General features: G+C 37.0%; 14 protein-coding genes. 8 read left to right on the top strand and 6 right to left on the bottom strand.

The genetic code is table 11. The features are described 5' to 3' along the window. Positions 1-37: 37 nt before the first annotated feature. On the bottom strand, positions 38-955 hold the full coding sequence (locus F968_RS07910; protein ID WP_004791991.1) for an alpha/beta fold hydrolase: 918 nt from the start codon (positions 953-955) through the stop codon (positions 38-40). Between the two features lie 2 nt (positions 956-957). Then, complete coding sequence (locus F968_RS07915; RefSeq protein WP_004791992.1) at positions 958-1,518, bottom strand: PadR family transcriptional regulator; 561 nt, start codon at positions 1,516-1,518, stop codon at positions 958-960. 135 nt (positions 1,519-1,653) lie between these two features. Between F968_RS07915 and F968_RS07920 the strand changes: the two genes are divergently transcribed. From F968_RS07920 to F968_RS07935, 4 genes are all read left to right on the top strand, one after another. Then, entirely contained in the window at positions 1,654-3,678 is a 2,025-nt protein-coding gene (locus tag F968_RS07920) for an NADPH-dependent 2,4-dienoyl-CoA reductase (protein ID WP_004791994.1), read from the top strand. A 72-nt stretch (positions 3,679-3,750) separates the two neighbouring features. Beyond that, positions 3,751-4,158, top strand: coding sequence for a nuclear transport factor 2 family protein (locus F968_RS07925; protein WP_004791996.1), 408 nt, complete (start codon positions 3,751-3,753; stop codon positions 4,156-4,158). A gap of 38 nt (positions 4,159-4,196) precedes the next feature. After that, entirely contained in the window at positions 4,197-4,913 is a 717-nt protein-coding gene (locus F968_RS07930) for an SGNH/GDSL hydrolase family protein (protein ID WP_004791997.1), read from the top strand. A 19-nt stretch (positions 4,914-4,932) separates the two neighbouring features. Next, positions 4,933-6,027 carry a YheT family hydrolase gene (locus tag F968_RS07935; RefSeq protein WP_004791998.1) on the top strand — a complete coding sequence of 365 codons (1,095 nt, stop codon included), beginning with the start codon at positions 4,933-4,935 and terminating at the stop codon, positions 6,025-6,027. A gap of 63 nt (positions 6,028-6,090) precedes the next feature. On the opposite strand, the gene F968_RS07940 is transcribed toward F968_RS07935, so the two are convergent. Continuing rightward, positions 6,091-6,936 (bottom strand): metal-dependent hydrolase, encoded by an 846-nt coding sequence (locus F968_RS07940; protein ID WP_004791999.1) that lies wholly within the window; start codon positions 6,934-6,936, stop codon positions 6,091-6,093. Between the two features lie 243 nt (positions 6,937-7,179). After that, positions 7,180-7,653 (bottom strand): internalin, encoded by a 474-nt coding sequence (locus tag F968_RS07945; protein WP_034596188.1) that lies wholly within the window; start codon positions 7,651-7,653, stop codon positions 7,180-7,182. Between the two features lie 223 nt (positions 7,654-7,876). Between F968_RS07945 and F968_RS07950 the strand changes: the two genes are divergently transcribed. The 3 genes from F968_RS07950 (at position 7,877) to eno (ending at position 11,753) form a co-directional block, all read left to right on the top strand. After that, positions 7,877-9,514 carry a CTP synthase gene (locus tag F968_RS07950; protein WP_004792002.1) on the top strand — a complete coding sequence of 546 codons (1,638 nt, stop codon included), beginning with the start codon at positions 7,877-7,879 and terminating at the stop codon, positions 9,512-9,514. 30 nt (positions 9,515-9,544) lie between these two features. After that, positions 9,545-10,402, top strand: a complete 858-nt coding sequence (gene kdsA / locus F968_RS07955) for a 3-deoxy-8-phosphooctulonate synthase (RefSeq protein WP_003652054.1) — start codon at positions 9,545-9,547, stop codon at positions 10,400-10,402. Positions 10,403-10,463: 61 nt separating this feature from the next. Further along, positions 10,464-11,753 carry a phosphopyruvate hydratase gene (eno, locus tag F968_RS07960; protein ID WP_004792004.1) on the top strand — a complete coding sequence of 430 codons (1,290 nt, stop codon included), beginning with the start codon at positions 10,464-10,466 and terminating at the stop codon, positions 11,751-11,753. Between the two features lie 83 nt (positions 11,754-11,836). Here the strand turns inward: eno and F968_RS07965 are convergent, their stop codons facing one another. Continuing rightward, complete coding sequence (locus F968_RS07965) at positions 11,837-12,514, bottom strand: DUF421 domain-containing protein (RefSeq protein WP_004792006.1); 678 nt, start codon at positions 12,512-12,514, stop codon at positions 11,837-11,839. A gap of 307 nt (positions 12,515-12,821) precedes the next feature. Continuing rightward, positions 12,822-13,502, bottom strand: coding sequence for a hypothetical protein (locus F968_RS07970; protein ID WP_004792008.1), 681 nt, complete (start codon positions 13,500-13,502; stop codon positions 12,822-12,824). 425 nt (positions 13,503-13,927) lie between these two features. On the opposite strand from F968_RS07970, the gene F968_RS07975 reads away from it, so the two are divergent. Beyond that, a complete protein-coding gene (locus F968_RS07975; RefSeq protein ID WP_004792010.1) occupies positions 13,928-16,105 on the top strand; it encodes a TonB-dependent siderophore receptor in 2,178 nt (725 codons plus the stop codon). The last annotated feature ends 147 nt before the right edge of the window (positions 16,106-16,252 follow it).

Below are 16,252 nucleotides of genomic sequence, written 5' to 3' on the forward strand. Positions count from 1 at the left end.
GACTAAAAAGGGATCTGCGAACAGATCCCTTTATTTTTTAAGAAGCATGTTTTAGTTCTGATAAGAATGTAGTAATTTCATGCCCAAATTTTTTCGGCTCGGTTAATAAAGGTGTATGGCCTGAGCGCTCAAAATATATTGCTTTTGCGTGTTCAACACTATGGGCAATAAGTGTCTGTCCGGTTTCTGGATAAAGCGTCGAGTTGCGACCAATAAAGAAGGTTGTTGGGCATTGTAACTGTTGAATGGCCTCACGATAATCTTCATTGTGATAAAGATAATTTTCGACATACCAAAATAAATAATCTAGACGCTGAATTGGTAATAAGTATTTTTGTAGAAATGGCTGTTTGAGTGCTGTTTTAAAAACTAAAGGGCTAAATGGATTGCTACTTTGTAACTCAATAAAATCTACCCAGAGACGAACCAGTTCTTGTCGATCTGGAAGCGATAATTCATAAAGATATTTGGCATTTTTATGCTTTGATAATAATTGATAGATATCATTTAATAATTGTTTGAACTGGATATGTAGAGGACCGAATAGACCATATTCCCATGTTGAATCCACAGATATTTTTGGTGTTTGATCGATATGCAAATAGGCTTTTAATTGCTGCGCCAGATGAGCATGCTTCATACCATGCATGGCCGTTGTAGCACCCATTGAATAACCCATCAAGATAAAGTTATCCAGTTTTAATTGTTCTATTAAATGGGCGACATCTTGCCAGTGACTAGAAATTGCATCTTGTTCAGGGATTGCACAGTTCTTTGACCCCCCAAAACCACGCCAATCTGGAATAATAAATTCATAATCTTTACGGTTTGCATAAATAAAAGGAAGCCATTGCCAGCTTTGCATGCCAAGACCAGATAAAACCAAAACTGGTTCACCACGACCAACACGACGAACAAATAAATTTTCCCGATCGGGCATGGTGTAATATGGCATGACTATTCTCCGGCTAAGCTATCTTGAGCAAAGCGTTTTAATTGAGGGATGACTTGTTCCAACCATTTGATCCATTCACTTTCCATTGTAATTCCAAGTTCTAAGATCATTTTATGGATGTATAACACACGGTCATTTAGATCATCGCTGTCTTTAAAGTCTTTATCATAAATACTTTGATAAAGTTTGAGCTTCTCTTGATGTAAACCAAGATGCCTTAACAGTTCAGGTAATATCTGATTATTGCTCAATTGTGCTTCTGCACGCAATCTAACCATTAAATCATCACGAAGCTGTGCGGGTTCACTTTGTTGAGTCATCCATGAAGCGAGTTCGATACGTCCCAGTTGTTCAACCTGATAGGTTTTTTTTCGACCATTATCCATTTCATTTTCTAAAGTGGAAACCCAACCTTTTTTAAGCATGTTATTGAGTTCACGATAAATTTGCTGGTGAGTGGCATTCCAGAAAAAGCCCATTGAGCGGTCAAAGCGGCGGGCGAGTTCAAACCCTGTACTTGGACGTTCAAGCAAGCTGGTCAATAAAACATGAGGAAGTGACATGGCAATCCAGTTTGTAAGCAAAAGTAAAGTGTGACTGATGAGATTATGCAACATGTTGCATAAAAGTCAAAATTTGATTATAAATTTATGCAACAAGTTGCATTAGCAAGCTTATTGCTAGCCAAAGGAGAAAATATGTCAGCTTATCCGCATTTATTAAAGCCACTTGATTTAGGCTTTACTACTTTAAAAAACCGTGTGCTTATGGGGTCTATGCATATTGGGTTAGAAGAAGCACCGCAGGGATATGAGCGCATGGCTGCGTTTTATGCTGAGCGTGCAAAAGGTGATGTGGGGTTGATTGTAACTGGCGGTGTTTCTCCGAATGATGATGGTGTTGTATTTAGCCATGGTACGAAATTAGATACAGTTGAAGAAGCTGAAAAGCATAAAGTGATTACTCAAGCTGTTCATGAAGCTGGGGGTAAAATTGCTATGCAGATTTTACATACTGGACGTTATTCTTATCAGGCAAATAACGTTGCTCCTTCAGCAATTCAAGCACCGATTAACCCAATTAAGCCAAAAGCTTTAAGTTCTGCCGAAGTGCAGCAGACCATTGATGACTTTGCAAACTGTGCCAAATTTGCTCAGTATGCGGGTTATGATGGCGTGGAAATCATGGGTTCTGAAGGTTATTTAATTAATGAGTTCATTGCCGCGCGTACGAATCATCGTGATGATGAATGGGGCGGTAGTTACGAAAACCGTATTCGTTTTCCTATTGAAATTGTAAAGCGTACACGTGCTTTAGTGGGTGAAAACTTTATCATTATTTATCGCCTATCGATGCTTGATTTAGTTGAAGGTGGTTCAAGTATTGAAGAAGTGATTCAGCTTGCAAAAGAAATTGAAAAAGCAGGTGCAACTATTATTAATACAGGGATTGGCTGGCATGAAGCTCGCATCCCAACAATTGCGACGAAAGTCCCTCGTGCTGCGTTTACATGGGTTACTGAAAAACTTAAAGGTGAAGTCTCTATTCCCTTAGTTACTTCTAACCGAATTAATACACCAGAAATGGCTGAACATGTATTGGCATCAGGTCATGCTGATATGGTTTCTATGGCACGCCCAATGCTCGCTGATGCTGAATTTGTATTGAAGGCAAGCGAAGGCCGTAGTGATGAAATTAATACATGTATTGGCTGTAACCAAGCTTGTTTAGATCACATTTTCTCAATGAAAATTGCAACTTGTTTAGTGAACCCGCGTGCATGTTATGAAACTGAACTAATTTTTAAAGATGCACAAGTTCAAAAGAATATTGCTGTTATTGGGGCAGGACCTGCGGGTTTAAGTTTTGCTGTATATGCAGCTGACCGTGGTCATCAAGTTAAAATTTTTGAGGCTAATCATCAAATTGGGGGCCAATTTAATATTGCAAAGACTGTTCCTGGAAAAGAAGAGTTCTATGAAACCTTACGCTACTTTGCTCGCCAAATTGAGTTACGACCAAACATTGAATTAATTTTGAACCATAAAGCAACTTATGAAGAGTTGAGCCAAGCAAATTTTGATGAAATTGTGGTTGCAACTGGTGTAACACCTCGTCAATTACAATTTGAAGGTATTGATCATCCTAAAGTACTTAGCTATTTACAAGTTTTAAAAGAACGTGTGCCAGTGGGACAGCGTGTAGCCATTATTGGGGCGGGAGGTATTGGTTTTGATACGGCTGAATATCTCACTCACGAAGGCGAAAGTGGCAGTTTAAATCCAGAAAAATTCTACGAAGAGTGGGGAATTGACACTCAATATGAGCATGTAGGTGGTTTAAAACAGCCAAAAGTTGAGACTTCTGAACGAGAAATCTATTTACTGCAACGTAAGACTGCTGTTGTGGGTGCAGGTTTAGGTAAAACTACAGGATGGATTCATCGTGCGGGCCTTAAAAATCGCCAAGTTAAAATGCTTGCAGGGGTTCAATACGACAAAGTGGATGATCAGGGCTTACATATCACTATAGATGGGCAACCGAGTGTGCTTGAGGTTGATCATGTTGTGATTTGTGCGGGGCAAGAGTCATTTACTGCAATGTATGATCAATTAAAAACAGATGGAAAAAATGTTCATTTAATTGGTGGTGCTAAAGAGGCAGGAGAGCTAGATGCAAAACGTGCAATACGCCAAGGCGCTGAATTAGCAGCAGTACTCTAAATTTTAAATGGGCATTTCTTTTAAAGAGAAATGTCCATTAATTCACTCGTCAAATTATAGGATAAAAAAACAATGACACTTGAAACTATAAAACAGTCTTTAGAAAAATGGCATCAAATGGTTAAGGCCGGTAATTTGTCAGATCTAAATGATTTGCTGGCAGATGACGTAGTTTTTCGTTCACCAGTTGCCTATAAACCTTATGAAGGAAAGCAGGTCGTTTTCTTCATTCTTACCAATGTCATCCAAGTGTTCGAAAACTTTACTTATCATCGTGAGTTTTATACTGAAGATGGCGAGAATGTAGTGCTTGAATTTAGTGCCAATGTTAGTGGCAAGTCATTAAAAGGTATTGATATGATTCGTTTTAATGAACAAGGCAAAATTGTTGATTTTGAAGTAATGATTCGTCCAATGAGTGGCTTAGCTGCGCTGGCTGAACAAATGGGTATAAGAATTGCCAAGTTTCAACCACAATAATTTTAGTAAATAGCCTAAGTATGATAGAGGTTAATATAATGTGGTTAAAACTTTCAACTTTAGCATTGTTACCTGTACTGTTTGTGCAGGGAACAAAGGTTCGTAAGAATACACCACGCTTGCTAGAAGCCAGTGGTGAAAGAGAAGGCATGGTTGGCAAGGGCAGACCATTATCTCTGCTTATTTTAGGAGACTCTGCTGCTGCAGGTGTTGGAGTTGAAACCCAAAAAGATGCTTTATCTGGTGCTATTATTTCTGAATTGAAAGATCAATATTCAATACGCTGGAAACTGCATGCAAAAACAGGTGATACAACTAAGCAAGTTTTCCAAGCGGTACAGCATTTAGAGCAACAGAGTTACGATGTGGTTGTTACATCGATTGGTGTTAATGATGTGACAAAATTAACGTCAGCAAATTCATGGATAAAACAACAAAAGCAATTATTTGAATATATACAAGCATGTTTTCAGCCTAAACTCATTATTGTTTCAGGCGTTCCGCCCATGCAACATTTTCCAGCTTTACCCAATCCATTGGCTTGGCTGTTTGGAAAATACGCGGAGCAAATGAATCAAGTATTATATAAATGGGTAGAAGCACAAAACCAATTTAGATTCATTCAATATGATATTGAAAGTTTTCAAGCTTTGAATCTGCCTATGGCAAGTGATGGCTTTCATCCAAGCAAAGAAATTTATGCAATTTGGGGACAGCAGGTTGCGGCATTAGTGCGGCAATCATTTAACTCATAATCAGAGGTCGTGATTGGATATGGGCATATCTACTTTAAATAAAATTAAAGCTTTCGGTTCAGAATTGTTTGACTCAGTACTCGGTGCTGAACAGCCAAAAATCTATTATGACCCACAAGGGAAAATTAAAGATGTTTTGGATAAGTTACCCCAACTTAAGCAGAAATATCGTCCTACACCGTGGTTAAGTAATAATCATGTTCATCTTTTGTACTTTGATATTATTAGAAAAAAAACCATTAAACTTGAATATGATCGAATTGATCAGCTCACCATGAAAGATGGTGGCGTAACTGCCATCGCGTGGTATGGGGATGATCTCCCTGCAGATACTCCTACAGTTGTTATCATGCACACCATTACAGGGACACCTGAAAGTATGCGTGAATTGGTGAGAGATATTCATCAATATACGGGATGGAGAATAGCACTATGCTTACGCCGTGGGCATGCGGGTTTACCTATGCCTGTACCACAGATTTCTCTTTTCGGATCAACCAGTGATCTTAAAGAGCAGCTTACGCATATTCAAAATTTGTTTCCTGAATCGGATTTGTATGCAGTTGGTTCTTCTGCTGGCACAGGATTGTTAGTTCGTTATTTGGGTGAGCAAGGCAATGACACACCATTTAAAGCAGCTTTTGCAATGTGTCCAGGCTACAACACTGAGATTGGCTTTAAAAATGTTCACCCGTTTTATAGCAAAATGATGACAAAAAAGTTATTTAAATATTTTATTCATCCTTATCAAAGTACTTGGAACCAGGTTGCTTCTTTAGAAAAAGTTCTTGCAACGACTAGTCTTGAAGAGTTTGAAAAAGAATACTTTGAAATGGCAGGCTTTCAGGACTATCAAAGTTATTGTCAGGCAATTAATCCCATTTATGTATTTGAAAATGTCAAAATTCCATTAATGATTCTTAATGCTGAAGACGATCCAGTATGCTCTATTAAAAATTTAGAACCATATAAAGAAACTATTCAGCAAATGAGTAATATTGCAGTGGTAACCACTAAAAAGGGAAGTCATTGTGGTTTTTACGAAGGTTGGAAAAGTACTTCATGGGCAGCCAAATTAATATCGAATTATTTTATGGTTGATCATAAACAATGATTGCGTTGCCGTAATTGTTTAAATAAAGCCCATTCAATAGATGGGCTTTATTGTTTCATCGGATCAGGATAAAAGTAATTTTGAATTTTTTAGTCCAATTTTGATTTTAGTACTGGCAACCAGATCTTTTTCGTCAGTTTGGTTAGGATGAAAGTCAAAGCGATAATAGTCAAAAAATTTCGGAGTTAAAACTTTATATTGTGTTGTCATAAAACCAAGAAACTTACGCCAAGATTTAAAATTAAGTAGTTGGCGATCTCGTTTCATAAGAATGAATTGATAGATTGTTGAGAAGCCAGTAATTAAAAATAAACTTAAAGTAAATACGGTGATACGTGGGAGATATGCGCTTAGCCCACTTCCATACAAGTGTTCATAAAGATCAAAGGCTACAGCTTTATGCTCAGTTTCTTCAATACTATGCCATAACCATAAGTTACGAATAGTTGAGTCTGTCATCAGTTCATTAACAGACTGCATCATGCTAACTACAAGTACTGCGGTGTAGTGTTCAAGGCCTACCGTTACAAGTAGGTTCCATTTTTTACTAAAAACTTTTTCAATACTTTTTAAAACAATACCCGTTACTTTTTCTAAAGATTCTGGATCTAAACCATGTTGTTGTGCACTCACATGAAAAGCATGATGTTCTTTAGAATGCATTGCTTCTTGACCAATAAAAGCACTAATTTCACGATCTAGAAGTTCATTCGACTTTGCTTTTGCGCGTAATGCTCGAACTGAACGAACAAAATATGATTCACCCTCGGGGAACAATGTAGATAAACCCGTAAAATAATGTGTAAAAGTGGGTTCGTTATTACACCAATAGCGAGGTACATTTTCAAAATTATAGTCCATACGACGGACTGGAAATGAGGCAGGCACGCGATTTGATACGGTATTCATTTTAAGCTCCAATCTTCTTTTAATTAAAGTTCCAAAAAGGAACTTGATTAAAAATTACATCTCGGAATAGGGAGCGTCAATGTTTTTTGAAGTAAAAGAAGTAGGTTGTCCTGAATTGATATCTAGGGAAACTCTAAAGACAAATTGGAATAAAAAAGTGAAACTAATGAGTGAATTGATAATTTTAATAATATTTAAAAAGCCCAAATCAAGTGTTTAATTTGGGCATATTCATACGAGAACTTAGTTTTTAAGCGCTGGCGTAGCAGCAGCAATTGCAGCGGCAACAGCATCATCTTCAGTTTGAGATGGTTCTGCTGGCTTAGCAGGTTTTGACTGAGCTTTCTCAGGCTTAGGCTCCGCTTTTGGCTCAGGTTTAGGTTCTGGCTTAGGCTTCGGCTCTGCTTTTGGTTGTTCAGAAACAGTTGTTTGTGAATTTTGCTCAGAATTGGCAGGACGAGTTTCACGGCGAATTTCAGTTGTAGTATTCGCTGTTTCTTCGTGATGAACTTCGACTTGCGTTGGTTCCTGAGTTTGAGCTTCTTCAGTTTTAACACTTTCTAAAGACTCAAATTTTGCAGGTTCAGCAGGTTTAGGTTCTGAAACAGCAGTTTCAACCTTTTCTTGCTCTTCTTCTGGTGTTTCTTTTTTGACGCATGCGGTTAACAATAGTCCAGCCGCAATAGCAGCACAGATTAAAAGTTTTTTATTTGCCATTGTCCTAAACAACATTTAATTGAGGAGCTCGCATTATAACAGCAAAAGAGAATGAAAAAATCATGTGAGATTGACCTAATTTTTTATTAAAAATGCTGATAGAATAGCCAGTTGTTTAATGATCTTTGAATTGGTGCGGTTTGACTTTGCTTTATAGGGGCAGAGTACAGTAAAATTGCCCAACATTGTAGGCCGATTTCGGCTTGATTGTACGAGAAACTTAATGACCCATTTTATTTTTGTTACTGGTGGTGTGGTTTCATCGCTAGGTAAAGGTATTTCTGCTGCTTCAGTTGCTGCACTTTTGGAAGCCCGTGGCTTAAAAGTCACAATGGTTAAAATGGATCCTTACATTAATGTCGATCCGGGGACAATGAGTCCTTTCCAACATGGTGAAGTTTTTGTCACAGAGGATGGTGCCGAAACTGATCTAGACTTGGGTTATTACGAACGTTTCCTACGTCGTGCGAAAATGACCAAACTGAATAACTTTACGAGTGGCCGTGTTTATCAAGATGTTCTAAACAAAGAACGTCGTGGTGACTACTTAGGCGGTACGGTTCAAGTTATTCCACATATTACTGACAATATTAAAGAACGTGTACTTCGCGCTGGTGAAGGTTACGACGTTGCAATCGTTGAGATTGGTGGTACGGTTGGTGATATCGAATCACTTCCATTTATGGAGTCAGTTCGTCAGTTAATGGTTGAGCTTGGTCATAAACGTACCATGCTTATGCATTTAACTTTGTTGCCATATATTAAATCGGCAGCAGAGCTTAAGACGAAACCAACTCAGCATTCTGTAAAAGAATTACTTTCAATTGGTATTCAGCCAGATATCTTAATCTGCCGTACTGAATATGATGTAGATGTTGATACTAAACGCAAAATTGCATTGTTCACTAACGTGGAAGCGCGTGCCGTTGTGGTATGTAAAGATGCGAAAACGATTTATCAAATTCCACGTACTTTCTATGAACAAAACGTTGATGACTTGATCTGTGAACGTTTTGGATTTAATGATCTTCCAGAAGCAAACCTAGAAGATTGGGACAATGTAGTCGAAGCATTACTCAATCCTGAATACACTTTGCGTGTAGCTATGGTTGGTAAATATGTTGAATTACCAGACGCTTATAAATCTGTTAATGAAGCATTGTTGCATGCAGGCATCAAAAACCGTGTGAAAGTACAGATTGACTATGTCAATGCTGAAGAGCTTGAAAGCCAAGATGTTTCTATTTTGCAAACTGCTGACGCAATCTTAGTCCCAGGTGGCTTTGGTGAGCGTGGTACTGAAGGCAAAATGAAAGCTATTCAATATGCACGTGAAAACAAAGTTCCATTCTTGGGTATTTGTTTAGGCATGCAATTGGCTGTAATCGAATATGCACGTCATGTTGCTGCAATGCCAGAAGCATCTTCTACAGAGTTTAACCGTTCTACCAAGTATCCATTAATTGGTTTAATTACTGAATGGTTAGATGAGCGTGGCGAGTTACAACAACGTAGCGTTGAGTCTGATTTAGGCGGAACTATGCGTTTGGGTGCACAAAAATCTGAATTAGTTGAAGGCACTAAAACACGTGAAGTCTATGGTAAAGCAGAAATTACTGAGCGTCATCGTCACCGTTATGAAATGAATAACCGTTTCATTGAGGCGATTGAACAAGCTGGTATGAAGATTTCTGGTTACTCTTCGGCTCAACATTTGGTTGAAACTGTAGAAATTCCTGAACATCCTTGGTTTATTGCTGTACAATTCCACCCGGAATTTACAAGTTCACCACGTGATGGACATCCATTATTTGCTAGTTTTATTGACGCTGCGAAAACACAGCATCAAAAAAGTAAGTAATGCGATTTTAAATAAACTGGGAAAGTTTAAATGTCACAATTAAAACCACAAGAAGTTGTACGTTTAGGCGATATACAAATGGCAAATCATTTGCCATTTGTATTATTTGGCGGAATGAACGTACTTGAATCAAAAGATTTAGCTTTCGAAATTGCAGAAACTTATGTTGATATCTGCAAACGCTTAGATATTCCTTATGTATTTAAAGCGAGTTTCGATAAAGCAAATCGTTCTAGTCTGCATTCGTTCCGTGGTCCTGGACTTGAAAAAGGTATTGAATGGTTAGGCGATATTAAAAAACATTTTAATGTTCCTATCATTACCGATGTTCATGAGCCACACCAAGCTGAAGCAGTTGCAGAAGTAGCTGATATTATTCAGTTACCGGCTTTCTTAAGTCGTCAAACTGATCTTGTTGAAGCGATGGCAAAAACACAGGCTATTATTAACATTAAGAAAGCTCAGTTTTTGGCACCTCATGAAATGCGTCATATCCTGAATAAATGTTTAGAAGCAGGAAACGATAAACTAATTCTTTGTGAACGTGGTTCAGCATTTGGCTATAACAACCTTGTTGTAGACATGCTTGGCTTTGACATCATGAAAGAAATGAATGTTCCTGTTTTCTTCGATGTAACACATGCGTTGCAAACTCCTGGTGGTCGTGCTGACTCGGCAGGTGGTCGTCGTGCTCAAATTACAACTTTAGCACGCGCTGGAATGGCAACAGGCTTGGCTGGATTGTTCTTGGAAGGTCATCCAGACCCAGAACATGCAAAATGCGATGGACCTTGTGCATTACGCATGTCGCAGCTTGAGCCATTCTTGGCACAAATAAAAGAATTGGATACTTTGGTTAAAGGATTCAAAAAGTTAGACACCCATTGAGTTTTTACTCATTTACGCTGCTTTAATCGCAGCTCATATTCATTCAACAGAGGAATTGTTCATGAGCCAAATCGTTGACATCCGTGCACGTGAAATTTTGGACTCTCGTGGTAACCCAACCATCGAAGCAGACGTAATTTTAGAATCTGGGGTTGTTGGTCGTGCATGTGCACCATCTGGTGCTTCAACTGGTTCTCGTGAAGCTTTAGAACTACGTGACGGTGATAAATCACGTTACTTAGGTAAAGGCGTTAAAACTGCGGTTAACAACGTAAACACGATTATCCGTGACGCTTTAGTGGGCAAATCAGTATTTGAACAAAAAGACATCGATAATACGATGATCGAACTTGATGGTACTGAAAACAAAGAAAAATTGGGTGCAAATGCAACTTTGGCTGTGTCACTAGCTGTTGCGCGCGCTGCTGCTGATGAAAAGAAAATTCCTCTTTTCCAATACATCGCTGACTTACGTGGTCAAACGATTTTGACTATGCCTGTACCAATGATGAACATCATCAATGGTGGTTCACATGCAGACAACAACGTTGATATTCAAGAGTTTATGATTGAGCCAGTAGGCTTTACTTCATTTGCTGAAGCATTACGTGCTGGTGCTGAAATCTTCCATTCACTAAAATCAGTTTTAAACAAAAAAGGTTTAAACACTGCTGTAGGTGATGAAGGTGGTTTTGCACCAAACTTGCGTTCAAACGAAGAAGCAATCACTGTTATTCTTGAAGCTATCGGTCAAACTGGTTACAAAGCTGGTTCTGATATTATGTTGGCGCTTGACTGTGCATCTTCAGAATTCTACAAAAATGGTCAATATGTTCTTGCAGGTGAAGGCAATAAAGCATTCACAAGCAACCAGTTCTCTGACTATTTAGCAGGCCTTGTAAACCAATATCCAATTATCTCAATTGAAGATGGTTTAGATGAGTCAGATTGGGAAGGTTGGTCTTACTTGACATCTATCCTTGGTGACAAAATCCAATTAGTTGGTGATGACTTATTCGTTACAAACCCTAAGATTTTACAACGTGGTATTAATGAGAAAGTAGGTAACTCTATCTTAATCAAATACAACCAAATTGGTACGTTGACTGAAACTCTTGATGCAATTTACCTTGCTAAAGAAAATGGTTATACAACTGTAATTTCTCACCGTTCTGGTGAAACTGAAGATTCAACTATTGCTGACTTAGCAGTAGGTACAGCAGCTGGTCAAATTAAGACTGGTTCACTTTGCCGTTCTGACCGTGTTTCTAAGTACAACCAATTACTTCGTATTGAAGAATTGACTAAAGCTGCTTACCGTGGTAAAGCTGAGTTTAAAGGTTTAAACTAATCTTTAAATAAAAAGTTAAAATTTGTTTTTTAACATTTTAAGGTGCTATTTCTCTCTTTTAATGGGAAATAGCGCCTTTTTTATTATCCTAGACGACGGGTCTTTAACGACTTAGCCCAACTATGGTGTTTGCAACGAGAACATTCTTGATCGAGAGTATTTAGAATTTTCGTTTCACCACATTTCATGCATGAATAAAAAGTATTGATTTTAAGTACGTCAGCTTTGCAATAAGCATCTGGAAATAGGGGGAGTCCCCATTTTACCTCTTCATCTTCATAGTAAAGTAAACTCAGGATACCGTCAGATTCCAACAAAGCTGTTCTCACTTGACCTAAATGTTCAACATTTTGTTGGCGCATCTCTGAGAAAAACTCATCATGTGAATATGATTGTTTCTGGAAATCTTTGTAAACTAAAAGTCCATCTTTGACTACACAGAGAGCTCTTCCTTCCAATAGGTCTTCAATTTTTTTATTCTTCACCATGGCCCAGGTTACAAGTCGGTAAAGAAAAAGAATAGCCGTAAAAGCCACTAAAGCATGGGCAATAGGTAAGTCCTTAGTGAACATCGGGTCACCAGCGGCTGAACCTAAACATAAAATAATGGCAAGTTCAAAAAGTGAAAGCTGCCGAATTCCTCTTTTACCCGATAACCTTAAAAAACTGATAATAATAATAAACATCACAAAACAGCGAACTAAAATTTCTAAAACAAACTTCCAAGTCGTATCGCCGATGAAAATATTAAAAAAATCCATTTTTTTCTCCTTATTAAAATAGTTAGAAGAAATCCTTGTAAAATTTTTACCAAAGTAAAAAATAAAAAAATATACATTTTAAGTAGTTATTAGTTAATAATTAAAAATATATGTGATTTTGTATGGATCTCACGTTTAAAAAAGATTTATGAAGGAGGCTGTAAAGTTGTGCGAGATAATATTTGCAATAGAGTGGGGGAAGCATTAGAAACTATATTCCAAGGCGTGCTTTCTTATTGTTAAATAAATTAAGCGGAATAACAGTGCAGGCTATAAATATGGTAAATCATAAGAATAAGAAGATCGATTAATGACAATCAGAGGTATAAGGGATCGCGTCTAAACGTGTTTGAAAAATAGAAGAGTTCATAACGTTTTCATACATTTGCTGATATGTTTTTTTGTGATCTTCTATGTTGTGATAATCTATAATTTCTTGGAGTTTATCTTTATATTCTATATGTCCAGCATGGAACATTGCTGCGTAGTGGCCCCATAAAGCATATTGATATCTCAAAGCAGCTTTGGGGATTAAATTTATCTCATTTAAGTAACTATTAGCGGTTTTTTCATAACATGCTTTTATTTCATGAGCATCTTTTTGCATTTTTCTTAAGAAAATACATTGCATCTCTTGTAGTTGTGAACTATCTGTTTTATTTAAAATTTTTTCGGTAACTATATATGCCTCTTTAAGGCAACCTAAGTGAATAAGTACCTTGCGTTTGGTTTTTAAAATATCTAAATTATTATCATTAGAAGGAATTTTTTTTAATAAGTTTTTAAATTTTATATGGGAAGTATCTGGTGGCCGCCCAGCTTTTAGACTGGAAACAATATCATTATATTCAAATATATAAGGGTTAGAAGGTGTATATTGTTTATGATTGCTCTCCATATTAATTATTTTTGAAGAGCTATCATCCGTAGGGTGATCACAAGCGCTTAAACCTAAGCTTACTAAAGAAAACGCTAAAATTTTGTGCACTACAGTTTATACCTTTATTCTCTTTCATGAGATTTATGAAGAATAATAAAATATAAAAGAAAATACTGTGTAGTTTTTTATTTCTCATGTTCATGAGCAGTTCAACAGTCAATTTGAATTTGAAAATTGGGTTATATATTTTTGAATCAATAATATAAAACCCATGGTTTCAGCACCATGATTGAGCAAGATCAGTATTCAATCTGTTAGAAATCCAAATTTTGATGCGTGGATAGCGATTCTTTAATGCAATGATGGATTAGCAATTTAAATTAAATAAATAAGAATAATTATTAACTTAAAGTTGATAACAATTATCATTCGTGTTAATTTTTGTGCCGAACTTTTACTACTGTGTAACAAGGAACAAAGTAGTGGAAGGCTAAAAATATGGTTCAGCACATTGGTTATTATGGAATTTTCTTATGTACAATCCGCCCTTTAGAAAAGTATTTAGAATTCACCCTTTAGCACTTTCTATGGCTTTAACGGTACCTTCATTTGTTTATGCAGAACAAAACGAAACAACCACTTTAGCAACGATAAAAGTACAAGCAGAACAAGAAAATCCAGCCGTTACTGAAGGTTCAGGGAGCTATACAGCAAAAAGCACAAATACTTCTACAAAATTAAATTTATCTCTTCGTGAAACTCCTCAATCGGTCAAAGTTTTAACCCGTGAATATTTAGATGATCGAAAAATCGATTCCTTTCAAGATTTAATGAATAATATTACGGGTGTTTCAACCTCACGTACCGATGAGCGTCAAAGAGTTTATGCACGTGGTTTTGAGGTGGATTATTACTTAATTGATGGAATACCTAGTACTACAAACTTAGGCACTGGAGATTTAGATTTAGATATTTATGATCGTGTCGAAGTCGTAAAGGGTGCAAGTGGCCTAACCACAGGTGCGGGAAACCCAGCAATGGCGCTGAACATGATTCGGAAACATGCAAATTCAAAAGAACTCACTGGTAATGTCAGCACATCTTTAGGTTCGTGGAACTCTTGGAGTAGCTCAGCAGATGTTTCTACGCCACTTAATGCAGATGGATCATTGCGTGGCCGCATGTTTGTAAAGCATTCTGATGAAAAATCATTTATGGATTTCTATGAGAAAGAGCGCAATGTATTTTATGGTGCGGTTGATTATGATTTGAGTGATAAAACAAGCATGTCGCTTGGTGCAACTTATCAAGAATTACATCGTGATGGTATTCGTTGGGGCGGTACACCTGCTTTTTATACTGATGGGACTCGTACCAATTTTTCCAGAAGCTTAACAGTAAGTGCACCTTGGACCTATTGGGATGTAAATACAACGGCAGTATTTGCAAATTTAAAACAGAATTTATTTAATGACGTTAATTTAAATATTGCTTATACCTTCCGTAAAGAAGATACCGCTTCTATGTTGTTGTATACAGCTGGAAAAGTAGACAAGGCAACCAATACCAGTCCATTAAAAAATGAAGAGGGTAAGGATAATGTCTCAGTATATGGCGCAAAAGCTGCAAATGAAGAAAACAATATTGATGTTTTTATCAATGCTCCATTTACGCTATTTAATCGTCCACAAGAAATCATTATTGGTGGATCGTGGAATAAGAATGAAAAAACAAAAGATATTTTTGGCGGATCTAACACCAATCAAGACATTGAAAAGTATTTAGGTGGACCACTTAACTATAATGATATGGCTCAAGAGTTGCTTCAGCCTGTTGTTTTAAACGGTAAAAATGCGCTAAATGAAACCACACAAACTGCCGCTTATATTGCTGGTAAATTTCAGATTCTGGATCCTTTGAAAATTATTGCTGGTGCACGTTTATCTAACTGGGAATATAAGTCTGAAAATGATAAAGGTAACCGTGAATTTAACAATGAATTAGCACCATATGTTGGCGCTATTTATGATTTTGCCCAAGATCATTCTGTGTATGCGAGCTATACAGAAATTTTCAAACCTCAAGAACGTAAAGATGTAAATGATCAATATATAGATCCGATTACAGGTAAGAGTTATGAGGCTGGCTTAAAGAGCGAATGGTTTGGAGGGCGTTTAAATACAGCATTGTCAGTATTCCGAATAGAACAATCTAATTTTGCTGAATTGATACCTGACACGTTTATTATTCGCAATGGTATAAAAACCACAGAGCAGGCCTATCGTGCTGTAGATGGGGTTGAAAGTAAAGGTTTTGAGTTTGAAGCTGATGGCGAGATTAATGACAATTGGGGTATTAACTTTGGTGTTGCTAATTTTGAAGCAAAAGATGCACAAGGCACAAAGGTTAATACGACAAACTCTCGAACAACCTCGAATCTATTTGTTAAATACAAACTTGATCAATGGAGTGCAGGGCTTGGTTTAAATTATAAGAGTAAATACTATACGGGTAGTGGAAGCTCTCGTATTGAGCAAGATGCGTATGTTTTAGCAAGTGCGATGCTTGGCTATCAAGTAGATACAAATATCAAACTTCAATTGAATATAGATAATATTTTTGATGAAAAATATTATGAAGGTATTGGTGCTAACTCAATGAATTGGGGAACGCCGAGAAATGCAACGGTGAGTGTTCGTTATAACTTCTAATTACTGGCTCATTTAAATCTCTATTGAAAAGTCCTCTTGTGAGGACTTTTTTCTATTTATTCAATATAATTTCTTGATACGCAGAATAGCTTTTATATCCATAGAGTGATTTATAAGCAGTTGTACTTATAAATATGATTTCCCTTT

The sequence above is a fragment of the Acinetobacter sp. NIPH 817 genome (assembly GCF_000368405.1).
In the GTDB taxonomy this organism is placed as follows: domain Bacteria; phylum Pseudomonadota; class Gammaproteobacteria; order Pseudomonadales; family Moraxellaceae; genus Acinetobacter.

Excerpts from the sequence above, each read along its gene's own strand:
- F968_RS07910 (WP_004791991.1), bottom strand. The coding sequence starts at position 955 with ATGCCATATTACACCATGCCCGATCGGGAAAATTTATTTGTTCGTCGT.
- F968_RS07945 (WP_034596188.1), bottom strand. The coding sequence starts at position 7,653 with ATGGCAAATAAAAAACTTTTAATCTGTGCTGCTATTGCGGCTGGACTA.
- F968_RS07930 (WP_004791997.1), top strand. The coding sequence starts at position 4,197 with ATGTGGTTAAAACTTTCAACTTTAGCATTGTTACCTGTACTGTTTGTG.
- F968_RS07915 (WP_004791992.1), bottom strand. The coding sequence starts at position 1,518 with ATGTCACTTCCTCATGTTTTATTGACCAGCTTGCTTGAACGTCCAAGT.
- F968_RS07935 (WP_004791998.1), top strand. The coding sequence starts at position 4,933 with ATGGGCATATCTACTTTAAATAAAATTAAAGCTTTCGGTTCAGAATTG.
- F968_RS07975 (WP_004792010.1), top strand. The coding sequence starts at position 13,928 with ATGTACAATCCGCCCTTTAGAAAAGTATTTAGAATTCACCCTTTAGCA.
- eno (WP_004792004.1), top strand. The coding sequence starts at position 10,464 with ATGAGCCAAATCGTTGACATCCGTGCACGTGAAATTTTGGACTCTCGT.
- kdsA (WP_003652054.1), top strand. The coding sequence starts at position 9,545 with ATGTCACAATTAAAACCACAAGAAGTTGTACGTTTAGGCGATATACAA.
- F968_RS07920 (WP_004791994.1), top strand. The coding sequence starts at position 1,654 with ATGTCAGCTTATCCGCATTTATTAAAGCCACTTGATTTAGGCTTTACT.
- F968_RS07965 (WP_004792006.1), bottom strand. The coding sequence starts at position 12,514 with ATGGATTTTTTTAATATTTTCATCGGCGATACGACTTGGAAGTTTGTT.
- F968_RS07940 (WP_004791999.1), bottom strand. The coding sequence starts at position 6,936 with ATGAATACCGTATCAAATCGCGTGCCTGCCTCATTTCCAGTCCGTCGT.
- F968_RS07950 (WP_004792002.1), top strand. The coding sequence starts at position 7,877 with ATGACCCATTTTATTTTTGTTACTGGTGGTGTGGTTTCATCGCTAGGT.
- F968_RS07925 (WP_004791996.1), top strand. The coding sequence starts at position 3,751 with ATGACACTTGAAACTATAAAACAGTCTTTAGAAAAATGGCATCAAATG.